This is a genomic window from Shewanella sp. TB7-MNA-CIBAN-0143 (assembly GCF_040310065.1).
In the GTDB taxonomy this organism is placed as follows: domain Bacteria; phylum Pseudomonadota; class Gammaproteobacteria; order Enterobacterales; family Shewanellaceae; genus Shewanella.
In genome coordinates this window covers 47,249-65,706 of record NZ_JBEOPL010000006.1, presented here as the reverse complement: position 1 = coordinate 65,706, position 18,458 = coordinate 47,249, and the positions used below count along the sequence as shown (strand labels likewise).

Annotated in this window: 15 protein-coding genes and 1 tRNA gene; 10 read left to right on the top strand and 6 right to left on the bottom strand. The window is 39.6% G+C overall.

Translation table 11 applies throughout. From position 1 onward, the window contains the following. Positions 1 to 88: 88 nt before the first annotated feature. Complete coding sequence (locus tag AAEY97_RS06665; protein WP_350997518.1) at positions 89 to 607, top strand: GNAT family N-acetyltransferase; 519 nt, start codon at positions 89 to 91, stop codon at positions 605 to 607. Positions 608 to 1,333: 726 nt separating this feature from the next. Further along, the gene (locus AAEY97_RS06660; protein ID WP_350997515.1) at positions 1,334 to 3,229 is read left to right on the top strand and encodes a sensor domain-containing phosphodiesterase; all 1,896 of its coding nucleotides are present in this window, start codon (positions 1,334 to 1,336) and stop codon (positions 3,227 to 3,229) included. 127 nt (positions 3,230 to 3,356) lie between these two features. Here AAEY97_RS06660 and AAEY97_RS06655 read toward each other — a convergent pair whose 3' ends face one another. The 3 genes from AAEY97_RS06655 to AAEY97_RS06645 all read right to left on the bottom strand — a co-directional run bounded on the left by AAEY97_RS06655 (position 3,357) and on the right by AAEY97_RS06645 (position 7,660). Then, positions 3,357 to 4,553 (bottom strand): FAD-binding oxidoreductase, encoded by a 1,197-nt coding sequence (locus AAEY97_RS06655; RefSeq protein ID WP_350997512.1) that lies wholly within the window; start codon positions 4,551 to 4,553, stop codon positions 3,357 to 3,359. 112 nt (positions 4,554 to 4,665) lie between these two features. After that, the gene (gene hcp / locus AAEY97_RS06650; RefSeq protein ID WP_101085064.1) at positions 4,666 to 6,324 is read right to left on the bottom strand and encodes a hydroxylamine reductase; all 1,659 of its coding nucleotides are present in this window, start codon (positions 6,322 to 6,324) and stop codon (positions 4,666 to 4,668) included. Between the two features lie 340 nt (positions 6,325 to 6,664). Further along, positions 6,665 to 7,660: a DUF4382 domain-containing protein gene (locus AAEY97_RS06645; RefSeq protein ID WP_350997510.1), complete on the bottom strand. Its 996-nt coding sequence runs from the start codon at positions 7,658 to 7,660 to the stop codon at positions 6,665 to 6,667. A 287-nt stretch (positions 7,661 to 7,947) separates the two neighbouring features. On the opposite strand from AAEY97_RS06645, the gene AAEY97_RS06640 reads away from it, so the two are divergent. Then, positions 7,948 to 8,637, top strand: coding sequence for a DUF3157 family protein (locus AAEY97_RS06640; RefSeq protein ID WP_350997507.1), 690 nt, complete (start codon positions 7,948 to 7,950; stop codon positions 8,635 to 8,637). A gap of 191 nt (positions 8,638 to 8,828) precedes the next feature. Here AAEY97_RS06640 and AAEY97_RS06635 read toward each other — a convergent pair whose 3' ends face one another. Continuing rightward, a complete protein-coding gene (locus tag AAEY97_RS06635; RefSeq protein WP_011639029.1) occupies positions 8,829 to 9,089 on the bottom strand; it encodes a DUF5062 family protein in 261 nt (86 codons plus the stop codon). Positions 9,090 to 9,374: 285 nt separating this feature from the next. Between AAEY97_RS06635 and AAEY97_RS06630 the strand changes: the two genes are divergently transcribed. From AAEY97_RS06630 to AAEY97_RS06615, 4 genes are all read left to right on the top strand, one after another. After that, complete coding sequence (locus AAEY97_RS06630; protein WP_192114116.1) at positions 9,375 to 11,531, top strand: M3 family metallopeptidase; 2,157 nt, start codon at positions 9,375 to 9,377, stop codon at positions 11,529 to 11,531. Positions 11,532 to 11,731: 200 nt separating this feature from the next. After that, a tRNA-Ser gene (locus AAEY97_RS06625) sits at positions 11,732 to 11,821 on the top strand. Positions 11,822 to 12,374: 553 nt separating this feature from the next. Then, positions 12,375 to 12,830 (top strand): hypothetical protein, encoded by a 456-nt coding sequence (locus tag AAEY97_RS06620; protein WP_350997504.1) that lies wholly within the window; start codon positions 12,375 to 12,377, stop codon positions 12,828 to 12,830. 717 nt (positions 12,831 to 13,547) lie between these two features. Continuing rightward, positions 13,548 to 13,763, top strand: coding sequence for a hypothetical protein (locus AAEY97_RS06615; RefSeq protein WP_350997501.1), 216 nt, complete (start codon positions 13,548 to 13,550; stop codon positions 13,761 to 13,763). 257 nt (positions 13,764 to 14,020) lie between these two features. Here the strand turns inward: AAEY97_RS06615 and AAEY97_RS06610 are convergent, their stop codons facing one another. Then, entirely contained in the window at positions 14,021 to 15,379 is a 1,359-nt protein-coding gene (locus AAEY97_RS06610) for a glycoside hydrolase family 5 protein (protein ID WP_350997498.1), read from the bottom strand. Between the two features lie 493 nt (positions 15,380 to 15,872). Here AAEY97_RS06610 and AAEY97_RS06605 point away from each other — a divergent pair, with 493 nt between their 5' ends. From AAEY97_RS06605 to AAEY97_RS06595, 3 genes are all read left to right on the top strand, one after another. Then, positions 15,873 to 16,331, top strand: coding sequence for a nuclear transport factor 2 family protein (locus AAEY97_RS06605; protein ID WP_101085058.1), 459 nt, complete (start codon positions 15,873 to 15,875; stop codon positions 16,329 to 16,331). Positions 16,332 to 16,344: 13 nt separating this feature from the next. Continuing rightward, positions 16,345 to 16,794 carry a DUF1499 domain-containing protein gene (locus AAEY97_RS06600; RefSeq protein WP_350997494.1) on the top strand — a complete coding sequence of 150 codons (450 nt, stop codon included), beginning with the start codon at positions 16,345 to 16,347 and terminating at the stop codon, positions 16,792 to 16,794. Between the two features lie 231 nt (positions 16,795 to 17,025). After that, on the top strand, positions 17,026 to 17,217 hold the full coding sequence (locus AAEY97_RS06595) for a DUF3185 family protein (RefSeq protein ID WP_101085056.1): 192 nt from the start codon (positions 17,026 to 17,028) through the stop codon (positions 17,215 to 17,217). Positions 17,218 to 17,436: 219 nt separating this feature from the next. Here AAEY97_RS06595 and AAEY97_RS06590 read toward each other — a convergent pair whose 3' ends face one another. Next, positions 17,437 to 18,033 carry a 2-hydroxychromene-2-carboxylate isomerase gene (locus AAEY97_RS06590; RefSeq protein ID WP_335692253.1) on the bottom strand — a complete coding sequence of 199 codons (597 nt, stop codon included), beginning with the start codon at positions 18,031 to 18,033 and terminating at the stop codon, positions 17,437 to 17,439. Positions 18,034 to 18,458: the final 425 nt, after the last annotated feature.

Genomic DNA, 18,458 nt, shown 5'->3' with positions numbered 1-18,458 from the left:
TTTAGGTAACCGCAAGTTAAGGGATAATGTTAGTAGTGGCATAGTGATTAAGTCATTGTGGTCAGAGAAATAATAATAAAGGAAATCAATGACAGTCATTACTGAAACACCAAGGTTAATTATAAGAGAATTTACCCTTGAAGATGCACCTGCAGTATTGCATTTTAATGCTCCAGAACAAGTCAGCCTCTATACCGGTGACGCAGGAATGTGCACAACATTAACCAACGCCGAAAACATCATTACCAATATTTGGTTAGCTGAATATCAGCAATACGGTTTTGGCCGTTGGGCTGTGGTACTGAAAGAGACCAAGACTGTGATTGGGTTTTGCGGTTTTAAAAATGAAACTCGTATTAATGCCGTCGATATTGGTTATCGCTTGCACCCTGATTACTGGGGTATTGGTTTAGCGACAGAAGCCAACCTAGCCTGTATCGAATATGCCAAACAACACATGGATTTAGACATCGTCTATGCCGATGTTGTCGATGCCAATAGCGGCTCGATCAACGTGGCCACAAAGTTAGGCATGACATTTCATTCTCAATTCCAACGAGATGAATTTACTTTTAATCGTTATGTCATGTTATTGAACGACAACTAACGAGCACTTATCTAAGTACTAACGCTAAGCTCTAAATCTAAGCACTAAATCTATCTCAACATCTAAATCTAAAAAAACAGCAAGCCAAAAACTAACATGCTGCTTTTTCATTAAAGCTGGCTCTATCGTGCTGGCTTAACATTAGCTTCGTTTCATGTACCGAAATCAAATTAACCTTATAAAATTAGTACCGCTGAGAATAGTATTAAACGTTTTTAGCAATAAAATATAAATTATTTTTAATCAAAAGCTTACATAAAAAGTTAAATACCATAAAGCTCACACTAAGCCATATCACTCGCCTATAGCCGAGTAAATAACAAAACAATATTAATGACCAACATAGAGACTGCATATGTGTTAGGTTGTATTAGTGTATTGCAAGAAATCGATACGATATTCATGGATGAAAGAGCAGCTACAACACTTAAGCCGGTATGTAGTATCACAATGGACTCTCTGAAATTACCCAACCAGTATTTTTCCTTCATTCAAGACTTCAGGTTACATCAGTGCACCATGACGCCGTGCCAATATAACGAACTGATTTATAAAGAATAATAATATCACTTAGTTATATGCAATAAATTTAGATGCCATAAAGTTTAGATGTTAATTATCTCGAACTCACCCATTACAGACTGGTGGCCTGTTACCGTATTTCTTCACATACAAACAGCCTGTTTATTGAGTAACAACACAATAAAATAAGAGGTAATTACACTTTTGAAAAATAATACGATTGCGATAACCCCTGAAATGCTGAAGTCTTGGCAAAAAACAGTTGATCTGATTGCCAAAGTCGCTCAAGTGCCTGCATCGTTAATTATGAAACTTCACACTGATGAAATGGAAGTGTTTGTCGCCAATCATAATGCCAACAGCCCATATGCCCCCGGGATGAAAGACATGCTGGGACATAGTTTATATTGCGAATCAGTGATTGAGCAGCAAACAGAATTACATGTCAAAAATGCCCTAGAAGATCCTCGCTGGAGTCAAAATCCTGAGCTTGAATTTGGTATGGTTTCTTATTATGGCGTACCACTCAACTGGCCTGATGGAGAGCCCTTTGGCACCATTTGCATACTAGACCAAAAAGCAAATAGCTACTCCGATGATCTTATTTTGCTGTTAGATTGTTTTCGTCAAAATGTTGAAAGTAATCTAGAAATACTCTACCAAAAAGAAAAGCTGGCTCAAGCCAATTTACAGTTAGAAACTCGTATTGCGCAGCGCACATCAGACTTAGAGCAGCTTAACAGCAATTTAATGCAAGAAATCGATTCACGCATCGCCGCGGAAAAACTATTGGATATTCAACAACGTTTCGACAGCGTCACTGGCTTGCCTAAATTTAGTCAACTCGAAACAGTGTTTAACAACCTGACGAAAAGCGACGCCTTAACCTGTATTTCGGTAACCCATTTCAGCATCACCAACTTAAAAGTCATTCAAGACGGTTTAGGTTATGACATCACTGAAAAAGTACGTAATGTGGTCGCGCAAAAACTACAACATTTTATACCCAATAATACTTATCTTGCCATTGTCAGTGATACGACCTTCTGTATCGTCATCTCCACCAAGAAACAACTATATGGCGATAAGATGGCGACTTTTTGCAGTCGCTTATGTCAGCACTTTAGCCAAGATATTTATGTCGATGAATTACCGTTATCCATTACCACTGCTATGGGAGTCGCATTTTACCCCAACGATGGTAGTGGATTTATGGACCTATCAAGAAAATCCAGCGCCGCGCTATCACATTGTGAAATGGGTAATAACAATAGCTATAAGTTCTTTAACCAAAAAATGGAATCCGAACTGTCTAGTCGTATACAAATGGAATCATTATTAAGAGGCGCACTTAAACGCGATGAATTGTCATTGCATTACCAGCCATTTGTAAGCACTCAAAGTAAAAGTGTTGTTGGCGCTGAAGTGCTTATAAGATGGAACAACCCAACTTTAGGCCAAGTTTCGCCGGCTGAATTTATTGAAATTGCAGAACATTCCGGCAAAATCATTGAAATAGGTTATTTTGTATTAAGAAGCGCTCTGAAACAATTAGCTTACTGGCGTGAGCTATATAATCGCGATTTTTATCTGGCCATCAATATGTCACCCATACAACTAAAAGACAGTTACTTAGTCGATAAGATTGTTAGCTTGCTTGAGTTATACAACATACCCGGCCATTTGCTTGAGATTGAGCTAACAGAAAATGCGTTAATCCACGATGCAGCATATGCCCAGGAAGTATTGAGCAAGTTAAATCAGCATGGGATCCGTTTGTCGTTAGATGATTTTGGCACCGGTTATTCGTCACTCAGTTACTTGCAATACTATCCGTTTAACTCAGTCAAAATTGATCGCAGCTTTATTCGTAATCTTGATACTTCAGAACAGAGCCGACAGTTAGTTAACACCATTATCGCCATGGCAAATAACTTACAGTTGTCGTTAGTGGCTGAAGGGGTGGAAAATCAATTTCAAGCCGATTTTGTGGCTAAGCAAGGGGCTGACATATGGCAGGGTTATCATCTGGGAAAACCGGTAAATGCCAATGAGTTTGCCCAGCAATACTTAATCCCCTCAATGACACCACTATTTTAATCTACTGCATGTGTCGCAAATGGTATCGCAATAGTTTCGCAATAGTTTCGCAATAGTTTCGCACTCAACGAGTACCATATAAGCCGACCGTTACAAAGTCGGCTTATATGTACTACGGTAAGACATATCACATTTGTAAGCGCACATCTGAGGTCATTTTGGTTGAACACGCCAATACAAAGCCTGCTGCAATTTCGTCAGCCGTTAACGCCATTTTACTAGACGACACAGTGGTGCCTGAAACAACCTGACATTTACACGCACCGCATACGCCTGAACGACATGCGGCAATAATCGGTAATTTTGCTGACTCTATGCCATCAAGTAGGCTTTGATCGCCAGTTAGCTGCACCTGTTTATTACCAATACTCAGCATAAACTGCTCGGTTGATGGATTACTTTCCAACGCAGCTTTCAACCCCATGGCACTACTCGCACCAAAGCTTTCTTGGTTGAACTGACTCATATCAAATTCGGCAGCTTCAAGCATTAACTTTACCGCCGCCATGTATGGCTCTGGTCCGCACACAAATACGGTACGCTGTTGATAATCTGGCACTAACTTAACTAAGGTTTCTAAACTTAAGCGACCACTTTCACAACCTGTAGAGGCATGCTTATCAGTCAAATTTTGCTTATTGCCGTCAGACTCTAATACATAATTGAGATTGAAATGTTGGCTGCGTGATGCCATCGACGCCATTGAATTAGCAAACATAATGTCATCGACAGTTTTGGCACTGTGTACAAAGGCAATGTCGCTGTCGGTGGTGGTATCGCAAAGCCAGCGCGACATAGAATGCATTGGTGTTACGCCGCAACCCGCGCTTAAGAATAAGTACTTATCGGCCTCAATGTCGACCAAGTTAAATATCCCATCAGGGCCAGTAACCGTCACTTCATCGCCAACATTGAGCGACTCAGTTAAGTAATTAGACACCACGCCACCAGCGATTTTTTTAATCGTGACCACTAATGAAAATGGTCGTGAAGGTGACGATGAAATAGTGTAACTGCGGTAAACCTTGTCGCCATTAATATTTAGTTTAAAGGTAATAAACTGCCCCGGTTTAAAATTAAATTTAACCGGTGTGAGTCCCTGAAAGCGGAAACTGACCACATCATGGGTTTCATTCCATTTTTCAACACAGCAAAGCTGTACCTCGCCTCGTTGCCAGTTATCAGCTGCCAAAAGTGCTTTCGGGGTTGCCAGTGCAGCGGGTTCAACCGTTGGCGTGGTCTCGATAACGGGGGCCACCTTTTTAGCCACTTGGGCAGAAAGCGCTTGTGAAAATGAAAAACCGACTGAGGGAGCACTACTCATTTTGATACCTTAACGCAGTAAAAAATACAGTTAGCGATATGAAAATCTCATATCGCCTTTAATCGTTATCGTGCAAATACGTGTAACATAAATGCACGATTTTTATGGCTAATTACGCCACGTTCATCATTGCTTTTAAGTCTGACTCAACATCGGTAGTGCCACGCAAACCAAACTGTTGCTCTAAAATATTCATTAGATTTTCAGATAAAAATGCTGGCGCAGTAGGTCCTGTACGGATGTTTTTCACCCCAAGTGATAACAAGGTTAACAACACTACAATCGCTTTTTGCTCAAACCACGACAACACTAGGCTCAGCGGCAAATCATTAAGGTCACACTCAAAAATATCTTTTAACGCTAACGCTAACTGAATAGCTGAATAGGCATCGTTACATTGGCCCACATCAAGTAAACGTGGCACACCATTGATGTCACCAAAGTCTAATTTATTGAACTTGTACTTACCGCAACCTAAGGTCAAAATAATTGAATCATCAGGCACAGACTTAGCTAAGTCAGTAAAGTAATTGCGCTCTAATTTGTCGCCATCACAACCACCAATTAAGAAGAAGTGCTTAATAGAACCATTTTTAACGTTTTCAACTACGGTGGGTGCTGCTGCCATTAAGGCGTTACGGGCAAAACCGATGGTGATCATGTGGGGAATTTCATCATAAGCAAAACCTTCAAGTTCAAGGGCTTTGTTAATCACTTCGCTGAAATCATCACCTTCAACGTGAGTGACACCAGGCCAACCTACGATACTGCGGGTATAAATACGGTCAGAGTACTCACCAACGGTAGGGTCGATAATACAGTTTGAGGTCATCACTACTGCACCAGGGAAAGTGGCAAATTCTTTTTGCTGATTTTGCCAAGCGCCGCCATAGTTACCGACTAAATGCGCGTATTTTTTAAATGCTGGGTAAGCAAGTGCTGGTAACATTTCGCCGTGAGTAAAGACATTAATGCCCTTGCCTGCGGTTTGCTCAAGAATAAGCTCTAGATCTTTCATGTCGTGACCAGACACTAAAATCGCTTTACCTTTAACAGATTTGGTATTCACTTGTGTTGGCTCAGGATGGCCAAAAGAGGTGGTTTCGCCTAAATCTAACATCGCCATGATGCGGTAGTTTAATTGGCCGATTTCCATTGCAGTAGCAAACAGCTTGTCTGCATCAACAGAATCTTCACCTAAAAATGCCATGATTTTATGGAACTCAGCAGCCACATCAACGTCAGTTTGATCTAATACGCGAGCATGCTCCATATAAGCTGCTGCGCCTTTTAAGCCATATAGGCATAATAAACGTAAGCCTAAAATGTCTTCATTTACGTCTCCGCCGTTAAGCAGTGCAATTGGCGCCTGGGCTAAAATCTCAGGTTTTGATGTAGCAAGTAATAACTCACCTTGACCGCTGACCATTTCTGGCTCGACACCTTGGCCTTTACAAGCAGCAATGTAAGCCGCTTTTAATTGGTCGCGATAGGTTTGTGCCTGGTAGGCATAATCAATTAAGCGTTCATCGTCGAAGTTTACGTTAGTTAACGTGGCAAAAAAGGCTTTAGGCACAAAAGTGTCAATGTCGTTGTCTACAATGCCAAACTCACGCGCTTTAACTGCATAAGCCGACACGCCTTGCAGCATATAGATTAATAAATCTTGAATATCAGACGTCGACGCTAACTTGCCGCACATACCTTGCGAGTAACTACAGCCATTGCCTTCTGGTGTTCTAATGGTTTGCTCACATTGCACACAAAACATAACTCTACTCCTCAACTATTATTCATGTATAAATTTTACATGTTAAGGATGAGTTTACTCTTTACTCTGTAAATCAAAACCCGTTTTTGACACCAATGTTAGATTTTATGAGCTACATCACCTTCAGCAATTGCTAATATTGATTGGTTTTTTATTGGATAATATCGAGAGAGAAAACGGAGGTTATGGCGCGCTAAAATCATTATCTATCGCGACATAATAAACATGGATACAGGGAAAATAACGTGGCTAGAGTCAGTAAGACATCATTGATTGTATGTCTTACTGACCCAGTTGATTGACCAAATCAAATGGTGGATAAATTCAATTGACCTCAGTACTAGCCACCATGTCCACCATGTCCTTCATGATGCCCACCATTGCCGTTGCCACACTCATGTACCGTTTGTTGCCCACCAAGAGGGCCAGATTCAATCGCTATAGAGCCTGCATCTTCATACATAACAAATGGTCCGGTGCTAATGTCATCAAGGATTGGATCATCTAAATGACCTAAACAGCTATAACCAACGCGGTAGTTCCCTTCGGGTAAATAGCCCATTGCAAAATACCAATCTCCATCCGTAGTTTGTAACAATCGGCTCACCGACAGTGGAGCCGTTAGCCCTGCAGGAGATGTTGTTCCCATATCGGCCATTTGCTCAATAGAGCTGACACTGTCAGGATATAAATAAGCTAAATGATAAAATTCCCCGCCAACAGGAGTGAGAGCCGAATACTCAGTTTCGCAATTGGCAATCCATTGCGGATCAACTTCTCCAATTAAATGGCCCATTTGACTATTATCGACTGACCACATTGCACGATGTCGTAATTGGTATTGTTCTTGATCCATTAGCAGACCTTGGTACAAGTTAATTTCCAATGTCATTACACGGTGTTGGTTAGCTATAATCTCAACATCTTCTATTGGCAAATAACCATTTTCAACTTGCAAACTATGACGGCCTTGACCATCTTCAACGTAACAACCCTCATTGCCATCACCCTGATCAATTGTCACGTGGACATTATGATATTGGCCAACAGGTAGATCGATATTATCAATGGCAAGATGCCTATTCATGCCCTGATAATCGAGCAAATTAAACTCCATATATTGTAAACTATAACGGTGTATTTCCCCCGCAGCGTCCGTCATAACAAGTTCATTCATCACTAGCCCTAACCGGGACACTCCCGCCATAGGGGCATCAGACACCCCTAAAGAGAATTGTCCTAAAGGGTTAACTTCATCGGTTGTACTATCACTGCCGCCACAAGCGCTCAGCAATAAAACCGAAGATAACATCAATACTGAATAATAAATTTTCATCACACGTCCTCTATGTATTCGAAACATGCTCAGTGTTACTCACAAAGAGGTATTCGCATTTGATCGACATCAACAAACAGCGTTTAAATGAGTATGATTATTAACCTGAAATTAACATTCTAAAATGAATTCATGCATCACCTAGCAATAGCGACACACGTATAAAATATTGCTCCATCACATACAGGGGTAAAATATGAATATCGAACCACAGTTTATTTCCATTTCTACTATAAAAGTCCGTAGAATGAGCCAAAGTGTTAAAGACTTTCAATCAGGATGAATAGATGAAAACCAAACTTAATGCGATCGCATCAGCCCTATTTTTATTACTTGCTCCAGCCGCTATGGCCGCCAATGTTGCTGTTATCACCTTAGAAAATGGCGCCAATGTTCGTCTAAAAGACGACTTCACTTGGGAATACATCATTACCGAAACAGTAACCCAACCAGTGCAAGCCGCTAAAGCCGACATCGCAAAGCAAGCAAACGTAGTAACACAGCCGACCATTGCATCTGCAGCGTCAATAGCAGTAGTAACAACACCTGTTGCAGCACCAACGGTTGCCATGCCAACTGCACCAGCAATGAATACTCAAGTATCAACCACACGCTTAACTGCAGCGGCGTTAGCACAACCAGAGTTATTGGGTAGTACGGCTAAAGACGGCATTAAAATCGCCCTTGCAGACACAAAATGGAAAGGCGATAAACTCGGTTTAGTGTTCGATTTTGACAGCACCAGTAACGAACATGTCACGGTTGTTGAAGTTGAAGTAAGTTTTTACAATGACAACGGTGCATTGCTCAAAACAGAAAAGCTTGAAGCCTGGGAAGCTATATTCCGTATGCCAGAAACTTACCTACGTAATGGTCAACATCGCCAAAGTGATACTATTTGGGTAGAGGGTGTGAATAAGCAGCAATGGCAAAAGCAGTTGATAAGCTTAAAAATTGTTGAAATTGAATCACGCTAATTCAATATCTAATCCTGAACCTAGACACGGAAATAGGTACTAAAATAGGTACTAAAATAGGTACTAAAATAGGTACGGATGTAAGCGTCAGCACTAGACCCAATACGAGAAATACATTTATAATCAATAACAAAAAGCCCAAATGAAATACCATTTCATTTGGGCTTAATTTATGGTGTAGGTTGGTAACCTTAGTTCAATAACTCATGTTCTTTAGGCAGTTGCTTACTAATCCACAATATCAATTTATGTTTACGATTCGGACCATCATCTTTATCTTCGGCTAATGGTTGGATTAAATTGTCTTGCACTAATAATCGATAAATACATTCCACTTTATCTTTTGGCGAAATGCCTTTGCCAAAATCTTCAAAACCACGCTTTTGCGCGTATCCCATGCCAATCTCCATCGCGAGCTTGAGCAGTTTTGTATCGTGTTTACCCGCTTTCATCTATCACCCTCGTCGTGCTATCTATTGCTATTAAGCTACGCGAATATCCACAAATTACCACTACAATTACGGCCAGAATGCCGCAAAAACTAACAAACATCACTATTGGCAACTTTAGTTACAATAATTAATCTTAGTTAATACCATTAACCTTTGCGGCAAGCCGCAGGCTTGGTATTGTACTGGGGTTATTACTTTATGTTTTTATTGTCACTATTCAGCCGCACCACACACTTTGAATAGGCATAAAAACACCTAAAAGGGCCAAGACCCAAGGATATTTCAATGCGTAAAACACTTATCACGACTGCAGTTAGTGCTGCACTGATGCTCAGCGCGTGTTCAGAGCAATCAGCAGACACCGCCATGGCAGCCAAAACGACAACAGATGCATCAACAACTATGACTAAAGCGCCTGCAACTGCCGAAAACGTACTGTTAACACCAAGCCCTTTACAATACATGGCACCACAGTTCGACAAAATAACAGCCAGCGACTACTTGCCAGCATTTGAGCAAGGCATGAAAGATCACAAAGCTGAAATCGCCGCTATCACCAATAACAGCGAAGCAGCCACATTTGACAATACCATTGTCGCACTAGAAAACACCGGGGCTATTCTAGACCGTACTCAACGAGTGTTTTTCAATCTGTCAGGGCTTATCTCAGACGACAACTTCATCAGTGTTGAAGAACAAATTGTGCCTAAGCTAACGGCACATCAAGACAACATCTATCTTGATGAAAAGTTGTTTGCTCGTATCCAAGCGATTTATAAAAATAAAGCCACATTAACAGGCGAAGACTTACGTTTAGTTGAAGTGTATTACGACCGTTTTGTCCGTGCAGGTGCTGAATTATCAGTCGCAGACAAAACAACAATGCGTGAGCTAAACGGTGAACTAGCCAAATTTGAAACCAGCTTCTCACAAAACGTATTAAAGTCATTTAATGACGACGTGATCGTAATTGAAGATAAAGCCCTACTTGACGGCTTATCAGACAACGACATTGCATCATTAGCTGCTGCCGCTAAAGCTGCTGGTAAAACGGGTTACATGATCACTTTAGTGAACACCACCACTCAACCATTGCTTTCTAGCCTTAAAAACCGCGATATCCGTAAACAGCTATGGGAAACCTCAGCATATCGCGCCATGGACACCAACGCGCCGTTAAACATCAAAATTGCTCAACTGCGTGCACAAAAAGCCAAACTATTAGGTTACCCAACATGGGCGGCATACTCGCTAGGCGACCAAATGGCCAAAAACCCAGAAGCGGTTTATGGCATTCTTGACGATTTAGCCCCAAAAGCACTGGTTAAAGCCAAAGTAGAAGCGGCAGACATTCAAGCCGAAATCGTTAAAGACGGTAAAGACTTTACTTTAGAACCATGGGACTGGGCTTACTACGCAGAAAAAGTGCGTAAAGCCAAATATGACTTAGACGACGGCCAGGTTAAACCTTATTTTGAAATGAATACCGTATTAAACGACGGCTTGTTTTTCGCAATGGAAAAACTGTACGGCATTACCGTAAAACCTCGTACTGACTTACCTGTGTGGCACAAAGACGTCACTGGTTATGAAATCTTTAACAAAGACGGCAGCTCACTAGGTTTGTTCTATCTCGATATGTACGCCCGCCCTGGTAAGCGTGGCGGCGCATGGATGGATGAATACGTTAGTCAGTCATTCTTACAAAATACTAAGCCAGTGGTGTACAACGCACTTAACGTACCTAAACCAGCAGAAGGTCAACCTACTCTGTTAACGTTTGATGAAGTGAGCACGTTATTCCACGAATTTGGTCATGCCATTCACGGTTTATATTCACAAGTTAACTATCCAAGCTTAGCCGGTACCAAAACTGCACGTGACTTTGTTGAGTTTCCATCACAAGCTAACGAAGACTGGAGTGTTGATCCACAAGTGCTAGCCAACTATGCGAAACACTACCAAACTGGTGAGCCAATTCCTGCAGAGTTATTAGCTAAAGTGTTAAAAGCACACACCTTTAACCAAGGTTTTGGCACAGTTGAATACTTAGCTGCAGCGTTGCTTGATATGGAATGGCATTCAATTCCAGCTGGCACCGAAATTACCGATGTTGCCGCCTTTGAGAAACAAGCTCTAGCCAAACACGGCCTAGACTACGGCCCAATTGCACCACGCTACAAAACCACTTACTTTAGCCACAGCTTCGGCGGCGGTTACTCAGCGGGTTACTATGCGTACCTTTGGACCGAAGTGTTTGCTGCAGACTCGTTTGCTTACATGATGGCTCACGGTGGATTAACCTTAGAGAACGGCCAAAAATACCGTGACGCAGTATTGTCAAAAGGTAATAGCCAAGATCTAATGCAAAGCTACATCGACTTTGCCGGTAAAAAACCATCAACCGACGCCCTATTAAAGCGTCGTGGTTTAGTACACTAAGTATTATTGTTGATATAAGCCTCTCTTATTGGCAACTCGCCAACAAGAGAGGCAAGCTTGCAATGAAAGCGCTTTAAAGATTTAAAAGGGTAAATATTGTGCAAACGTGAGCCTTTTTGTGTCATTTTGCACATTTGTTGTGCCATCGAACACATCAAGGCTTTACATTTTTTCTAATACCCTTATTATTCACCGCGTTCGGAGGGATGGCAGAGTGGTCGAATGCACCGGTCTTGAAAACCGGCAACGGTTTATCCCGTTCTAGGGTTCAAATCCCTATCCCTCCGCCACATTAAAAACAAAAAGGCCTTATCGAAAGATAAGGCCTTTTTGTTTGGGCGAAAGATAGAGATTTAAACCCAGGGTTCCTCTTTATTACAAGCAAGCTATCCCTCCGCAAGATTTAAGACAAAAGGCTCATCAGAAATGATGAGCCTTTTTTCGTTTAGGCGAAAGATAGGACTTTGAACCCACGGGTTCCTATTTATTACAAGCAAGCTATCCCTCCACAAGATCCAAGACCAATACGAAAAAGTACACTAAGCATTGCAAATTAATTATGGGTGTCACGATTAATTCTTCCAGAATTTATTTAAACCATATAAATAAATAACTTAAATAAAATACTTAACCATGTTGATTGAAGTTTGTGAGTTGAGTTCATCGAGCGTAACTATCGCCAAATCAATGAAAACGAGCTATGTTACTTGTTCAAATAATGGGTGGCTCGGTTTTATTTGTTCACATGGCCATATATGGACGATCTCGGTGAGTCAAGATAATAATCTGCTGGTTCAAATAATAGGCATGATTTTACGTTGAAAGTTACAGGGGAAATTTAAAATGATATCAATCAAGTATTTGATTATTATTCTGGCCGTAATTAGCTTCTGCATTAGGCCAAGTAATTATAAGTCTACTTATATAACAAGAGTAAATGCAGCAAGCTACGATGTAGAAATACAAGTTAAAGCAAGTGAAATATACGGCATGTACCAAATTAATGTAAAGATAGGAAGTATTCCAACAAAATTTCATTGTTTAAAATTAAATAAAGTAGATCTTGGTATTTATGGTGATAAAGGGCCAATAGCTATTACCCCTTTAAAGTTGAATTCTGACGGTGAGTTATATCATTCTTTTTATTTGCAAAAGGATATTTTGGTAAGAACAAGTATTGGGATAAACTATTTCAATAGCTTGAGTGGAAGCCAATGTGAGCAGTTGTCTTTGAATGCATTTATTGTTGAGTTATCAGCTTGGAAAACAAGCAGTTCGGATATTTTACAATTAGATTAGAAATAACCATAAAGTATTCAGCTGAAAAGTATATAAAAAAATTTTAAAGGCTCATAATTATTGACTTTTTCAACTTCAGGAATAAAGTCAATCTTAGTTAGCAATTGCAGACTTTGAAGGTGCAAAGTTCTGCAAACAAATGAATTTAAAAGACTATTTAACTATTTAACTATTTAACTATTTAACTATTTAACTATTTAACTCAATAGTCTGGGTTCCTATTTATTACAAGCAAGCTATCCTCCAGATCCAAGATAAATACGAAAAAGTACCATCAGGCATTGCAGATTAATAATGGAGCCACGATTAATTCTTCAAATACCATGAATGCTTCTAAATTTTTGTGAGAATACGTCATATTACCGAGTAAACGTGTATCATTAACTTTCTACACGACACAAATCACTTCTTGTTCAGGTTTACTATGTACTGCAGCTAAAGCTCTTAAAGACCGACATAAAGCCTATGAGGCTGAACTACAGAGTATAATGGGAAGATAATATGAAGTTGATTATTTTTTGCTTAGTTTTTTTAGTGTCTTCATGTTCAATAAAGACTAATGAAGAGCAATTGTATTTGAACTACTTTCATTATAAAAATAGTGTCCATAAAGACAATCTATTGCAGATAAGCCCTGACATTTTTAGTCAGAATTTACTCACAAAATTAAATATAAATGAGACTGACGTATCTGAGTAATTACTATTTAAAAAATATATGTCTAAGCAGATTGCACACTTTGAAAAAATAGATGGATTAGTTGGATGCTTATCAATTAATGGATTAGACAATGAGAGTATGCCAATGTCATTTAACATTAAATATATTTATGAGCATGACCGTTGGCTTATCGATGAAATAGGTATTTTATTTGTTAATAGCACTATTGATTTTAAACAATCAGCTCAATGCCCGAGTGAATATCAAAACTGAATACAGATATGACTTAATAGTATGCTCATATAGACATTCATGACAAGTTAAGACAATAGTCTGCTCACCGCAGGCTTTATGCCTTATTTTTCTATTTAATAGCTCACTATTATCATAGCCTTAGATGCGACTCATATACCGCTATAAGCGGTTGTACTGCGCTTATACTTATTAACACGGTGCTAGCAAAAAATTCTAGCTGAGTCCCAAATGAAATATTTACCACTGCGCCAGCCGATATTCTAGGTCAGCCTAGATTATTTTACTGGAACTAATGCTTCTATTAAATGTGGTCGCCACTGCTGAGCTTTATTATCGTATACACCAAAACTCGATGAGTATTCCCAATATGCCCAGCTAATATTCCGTTTTTCTGCTTCACGAGCAATAAAAGCCGTCCAAGCTTTTTGCTGCTTGGGATCCGCATAGCGTGAATATACGCCAAACTCCCCCAAATAAATTTCAAAATTACGATTAGCTTTAGAATTCCAACGAGTCATATTATCCAGTAAAGTGATTAAAGGTGCGGTTTCGCTCTCAGTACCTAACCAAGTCGTTCCTATCCACTTTTTTGAACCATTAACCCATTTAGCTCCTTGGTGAGTAAAATGAAAGGGTTTGTAATTGTGCACTGTAATAATTGTATTATATTGATTTGCATAGTGTGGCAATGACAGTTTAGGTAAGGTATCAGGTACATTCCAATAAGCAGTACCTACCATAACAATACGTTGGGTATTATTTTTTTGTGGAATATCTGTATCGCCCCAAATGACAGTCAATAAACGTTCGATAATGTCGTTCCAATCATTGTAGTGAATACTGTCTTGCGGCTCGTTTAATAGTTCAAAAATTAGATCCGTTCGAGAATACTTAGAAAGTGGAAATTGCTCATTAATTTGTTTCCAAATACCTTCTAAACGTAAAATATGCGACATTTTGTCATTGTCAGTAGCACGCATCAATTCGTTATAGTGATGTACATTTATAATAGCTTTAAGACCGGCGTTATTCGCCCAACCTACAACTTCTTTAACACGATTCATAAATACAGAATCTATGGTATAGGGAAAGGTTTTATCTGCATACGCAGTCCAGCGAATTGGAATACGTACGTTTTTAAAACCTGCTTTGGCAATTATTTTAAAGTCATCTTCAATTAAGACCTTACCACCAGTCCAGTCTCCCTCAAAAGGAGCCTCTAAGTAATTGCCAACGTTGATCCCTCTGCCTAATCGTGTTTGTTTTAGGCCACCACTTATATTCCAAGAATATAAGTCACTATAATAACTGTCTGATAACACCACAGGGGCTTGTATTGAACTCGTATTAGCATTAGAACTTCCACAACCTAATACAATAAAAGTCATCGAGACAAATATTATTGAATGTAGATTTCTACCAATAAACAAGTATGCAGAAATACATATTGTATAAATAAAGTTAAGAGCCAACTGAAAAAAATTGAAAGTAAGCCACTTCTGTCGATGTAATAGATTTTCTCTCGCCATATCATCAACTTTGCAGGGTATGGCTCTGTACAGCAAAGATGAGATGTAATGAAAAGTGGCAATATTCCCCAAATTATCAATAATTCGTCTTGGTTTAAACATCATTTACCACCTATTAAAAGATAATTAAAGAATAGAGCTGCAATTCAAAATCAGCCCACAATTTTTAGTAACAAGTGACATTACCATCGAAACAAATTGAACCACAAACTTGTTAGATAAAAATTGGAGTCTACGTGCTACATATTTTAGACTTTATTAACGGTTTTTATTATCTTCATGGTTTGATTTTCTGTGAATTTTTTATTACGCCCCCACTGTAAAATACTCATGATTTTAATTGTCATTTTTTAAGCGCTTTCTTTAGGTTCAATGTTGAGTTATTGTCTGATTTATTGGCTAACGAACATTGCCAAATCAATATTTTGAATAGACTGTATATCCCCACAGAAAACGGATTAAAAATCACCACCGAATTACCAAAATTTAGAAAGAAAACGACGGTAAGGCTTTCAAACTACCAATGATGGCTGTGAAGTGGGGCACTAAATCCGGCACTTTCACTAACTTTGTCACTGGCACATAAGGAATCGAAACGATGAAACAAATCTGCTTGGTTTTATTGGCTTTTTTCTCAATACCTTCATTGGCTGATGACATGGTGTTAGCTGACACAATGAAAGCGCTTGATACTGCGGTGTTTGACTCATTTAATCATTGTCAAAATCTGCAAGAGCTAGATAAGCACGCAAGCTTTTTTGCAGCTGATGTTGAGTTTTATCATGATAATGGTGGGGTAACGTGGGACCGTGACAGCATGATTGCCAATACAAAAAATAATGCATGTGGTCATTACACCCGAAAGCTGGTTGAGGGCTCTTTTAACGTCCACTCGATTAAAGATTTTGGTGCGATTACAGAAGGGGTGCATATCTTTTGTCAAAATAAAACCAACCAATGTGAAGGTAAAGCTGACTTTGTCATGGTTTGGCGTAAAGTAGACGACAAATGGCAAATAACCCGAGTATTGAGTTATGGTCACCGTGAAAATAAATAAAAGGATATTAATAATGTACAAGCAGATTTCAATTATTACACTCAGCATGACGCTGTTAATGGGTTGTTCTGGCACAGTGCCTACTTTAGGCATTAATGATGGCCAGTTAATGCCATGTCCTGAATCGCCAAATTGTGTCAGTAGCCAACAATCAGCTGCAGATGAAGAGCATGCGATACAACCGATTGAGTTCGTCGGCACACGCCAGCAGGCGCAGGCAAAACTGTTGCACGTATTAAAGACTGCTGAACGAGCGAATATCGTCGTGGTTGAGGATGAGTATATCCGAGTAGAATTTACCTCGCAGATAATGCGGTTTGTCGATGATGTTGAGTTTTACTTTCCGTCAACAGCATCCGATAAAATAACCATCCATGTTAGATCCGCTTCACGTATCGGAGAGTCTGACTTTGGGGTTAACCGCGAGCGAATAGAACAGATTAGAAATAACGTCAAACTATAGTGACTGCCAGGTAAATAACAGGTTAGCTTGTGTCTATTTCATTTGGCTAAAAATGAAATAGATGGAAGCGGGTCATACCCAGAGGTTGGTCTGAGGCGTTCGTATAAAGAGCCCTCATGAGTTTCGTTAGTTTCGGGTTATCTACTGCGACATGGTCAACTAAACGTCATCAACGGTGACATCATCAACTATTAGCTATCAACTATCAGCTCATCAAAGTCTGGAGTTAGCATGAATAATAAAATTATTGGGATTGTGCTTGTTATTGCGGGTATTTTTTTAGCGTTGTGGGGCTACAATATTTATGATGCAGCGAGCTCCCAACTTACCCGCGCCATAAGTGGTGATACACCTATTGAAGCCTGGGCTGGAATGGCGGGTGGTATTATTGCGGTTCTAATAGGTATTACAAAGTTGAAATAATGGATTGTGATTAAACGTTGATGTAAAAACATTCAACCATAATGGCTGCCAGCTGATGACTATTTATAAGTAACGTTATTGACTCCAAAAACCAAATTAATACGTGTAAACAGCAATTGATTATTGGTTTTTACTTTTGTACGTTCATTATTATTGGCATCGGTAAAGGTTGCAGTAAATAACCACTGCAACCTTATTTTAGACCTCACCTAAATAACGTTATCCAGCCAGCTTATCGTTAAGTAAATCGAGTCTATCTTGCCCCCAAAATGGCTCATTTTGATACACATAGGTCGGCACACCCAACACACCTTTTTCAATAGCATCTACGGTATTAGATTCGTATATTGCTTCTATTTCGGCTGACAATGCTTGCTGCACAACACCGTCGGCATCTAAATTGAGTGAGGTTAATATTTGTCGGATAACCGCTTCGTCTGCAATGTTTTGATCTTTTGCCCAACATGCTGCCAGTACATTACCAACAAATTCACCGACATCTTGTCCAGCTTGCTGTAACACAATAGTACATCTGTCGGCCAAGCCTGGGTCTGCAGGGAAGAAAGCGGGCTGAAGATTAAGGGTTAATTTGCGCTTTGTTGACCAACGAGCTAACTCAATTAAACGATAGTCTTGTCGAGCTTGCAGGCGTTGTTTTACCGGTAACACACCTAATTCAGCAAATAATTTTGCCAGTTTAATCGGCTTATAGTTGATAGCAGCTTTGTGCTGTTCAGCCAACGAGGTAAAGGTGCTATGGCCTAAATAGGCATAAGGAGAAACACTCGTAAAATAATAATCTATTGCTGTTGTCATGGTTCACATTACCTTTTTGGGCTTATTTGAGGGGCTGAGTCATCACACACGTGTATTTAGCTTATACCTAGCATTAACTGCTAATAGATAACGGGTAACGACCATAATACAATCATAACTAACAGTTAAATTCCAAGTACTATGGCTGAAAGTCTGCCTTCTGGCCACTGAGAAAGTTAATATCAAGTCTATGATAATCTCACAATAAACCTTAAAGAATATTAAGTCTCTCAACGATTAAGACCATAATGTCATAAGGCAGAACAACACAGAATCTGTTACAGGATCAATTGTTGTAACTCACTCTTTAGCTTAAAAAGTGTTTCACACTCCCGCTAAGTGACTGAGATTGAACATAGTCGGCATAACGCTGTTATAGAGTGATGCTGATAAATACAAAAAGTGCCAAAAGGCACTTTTTGTAT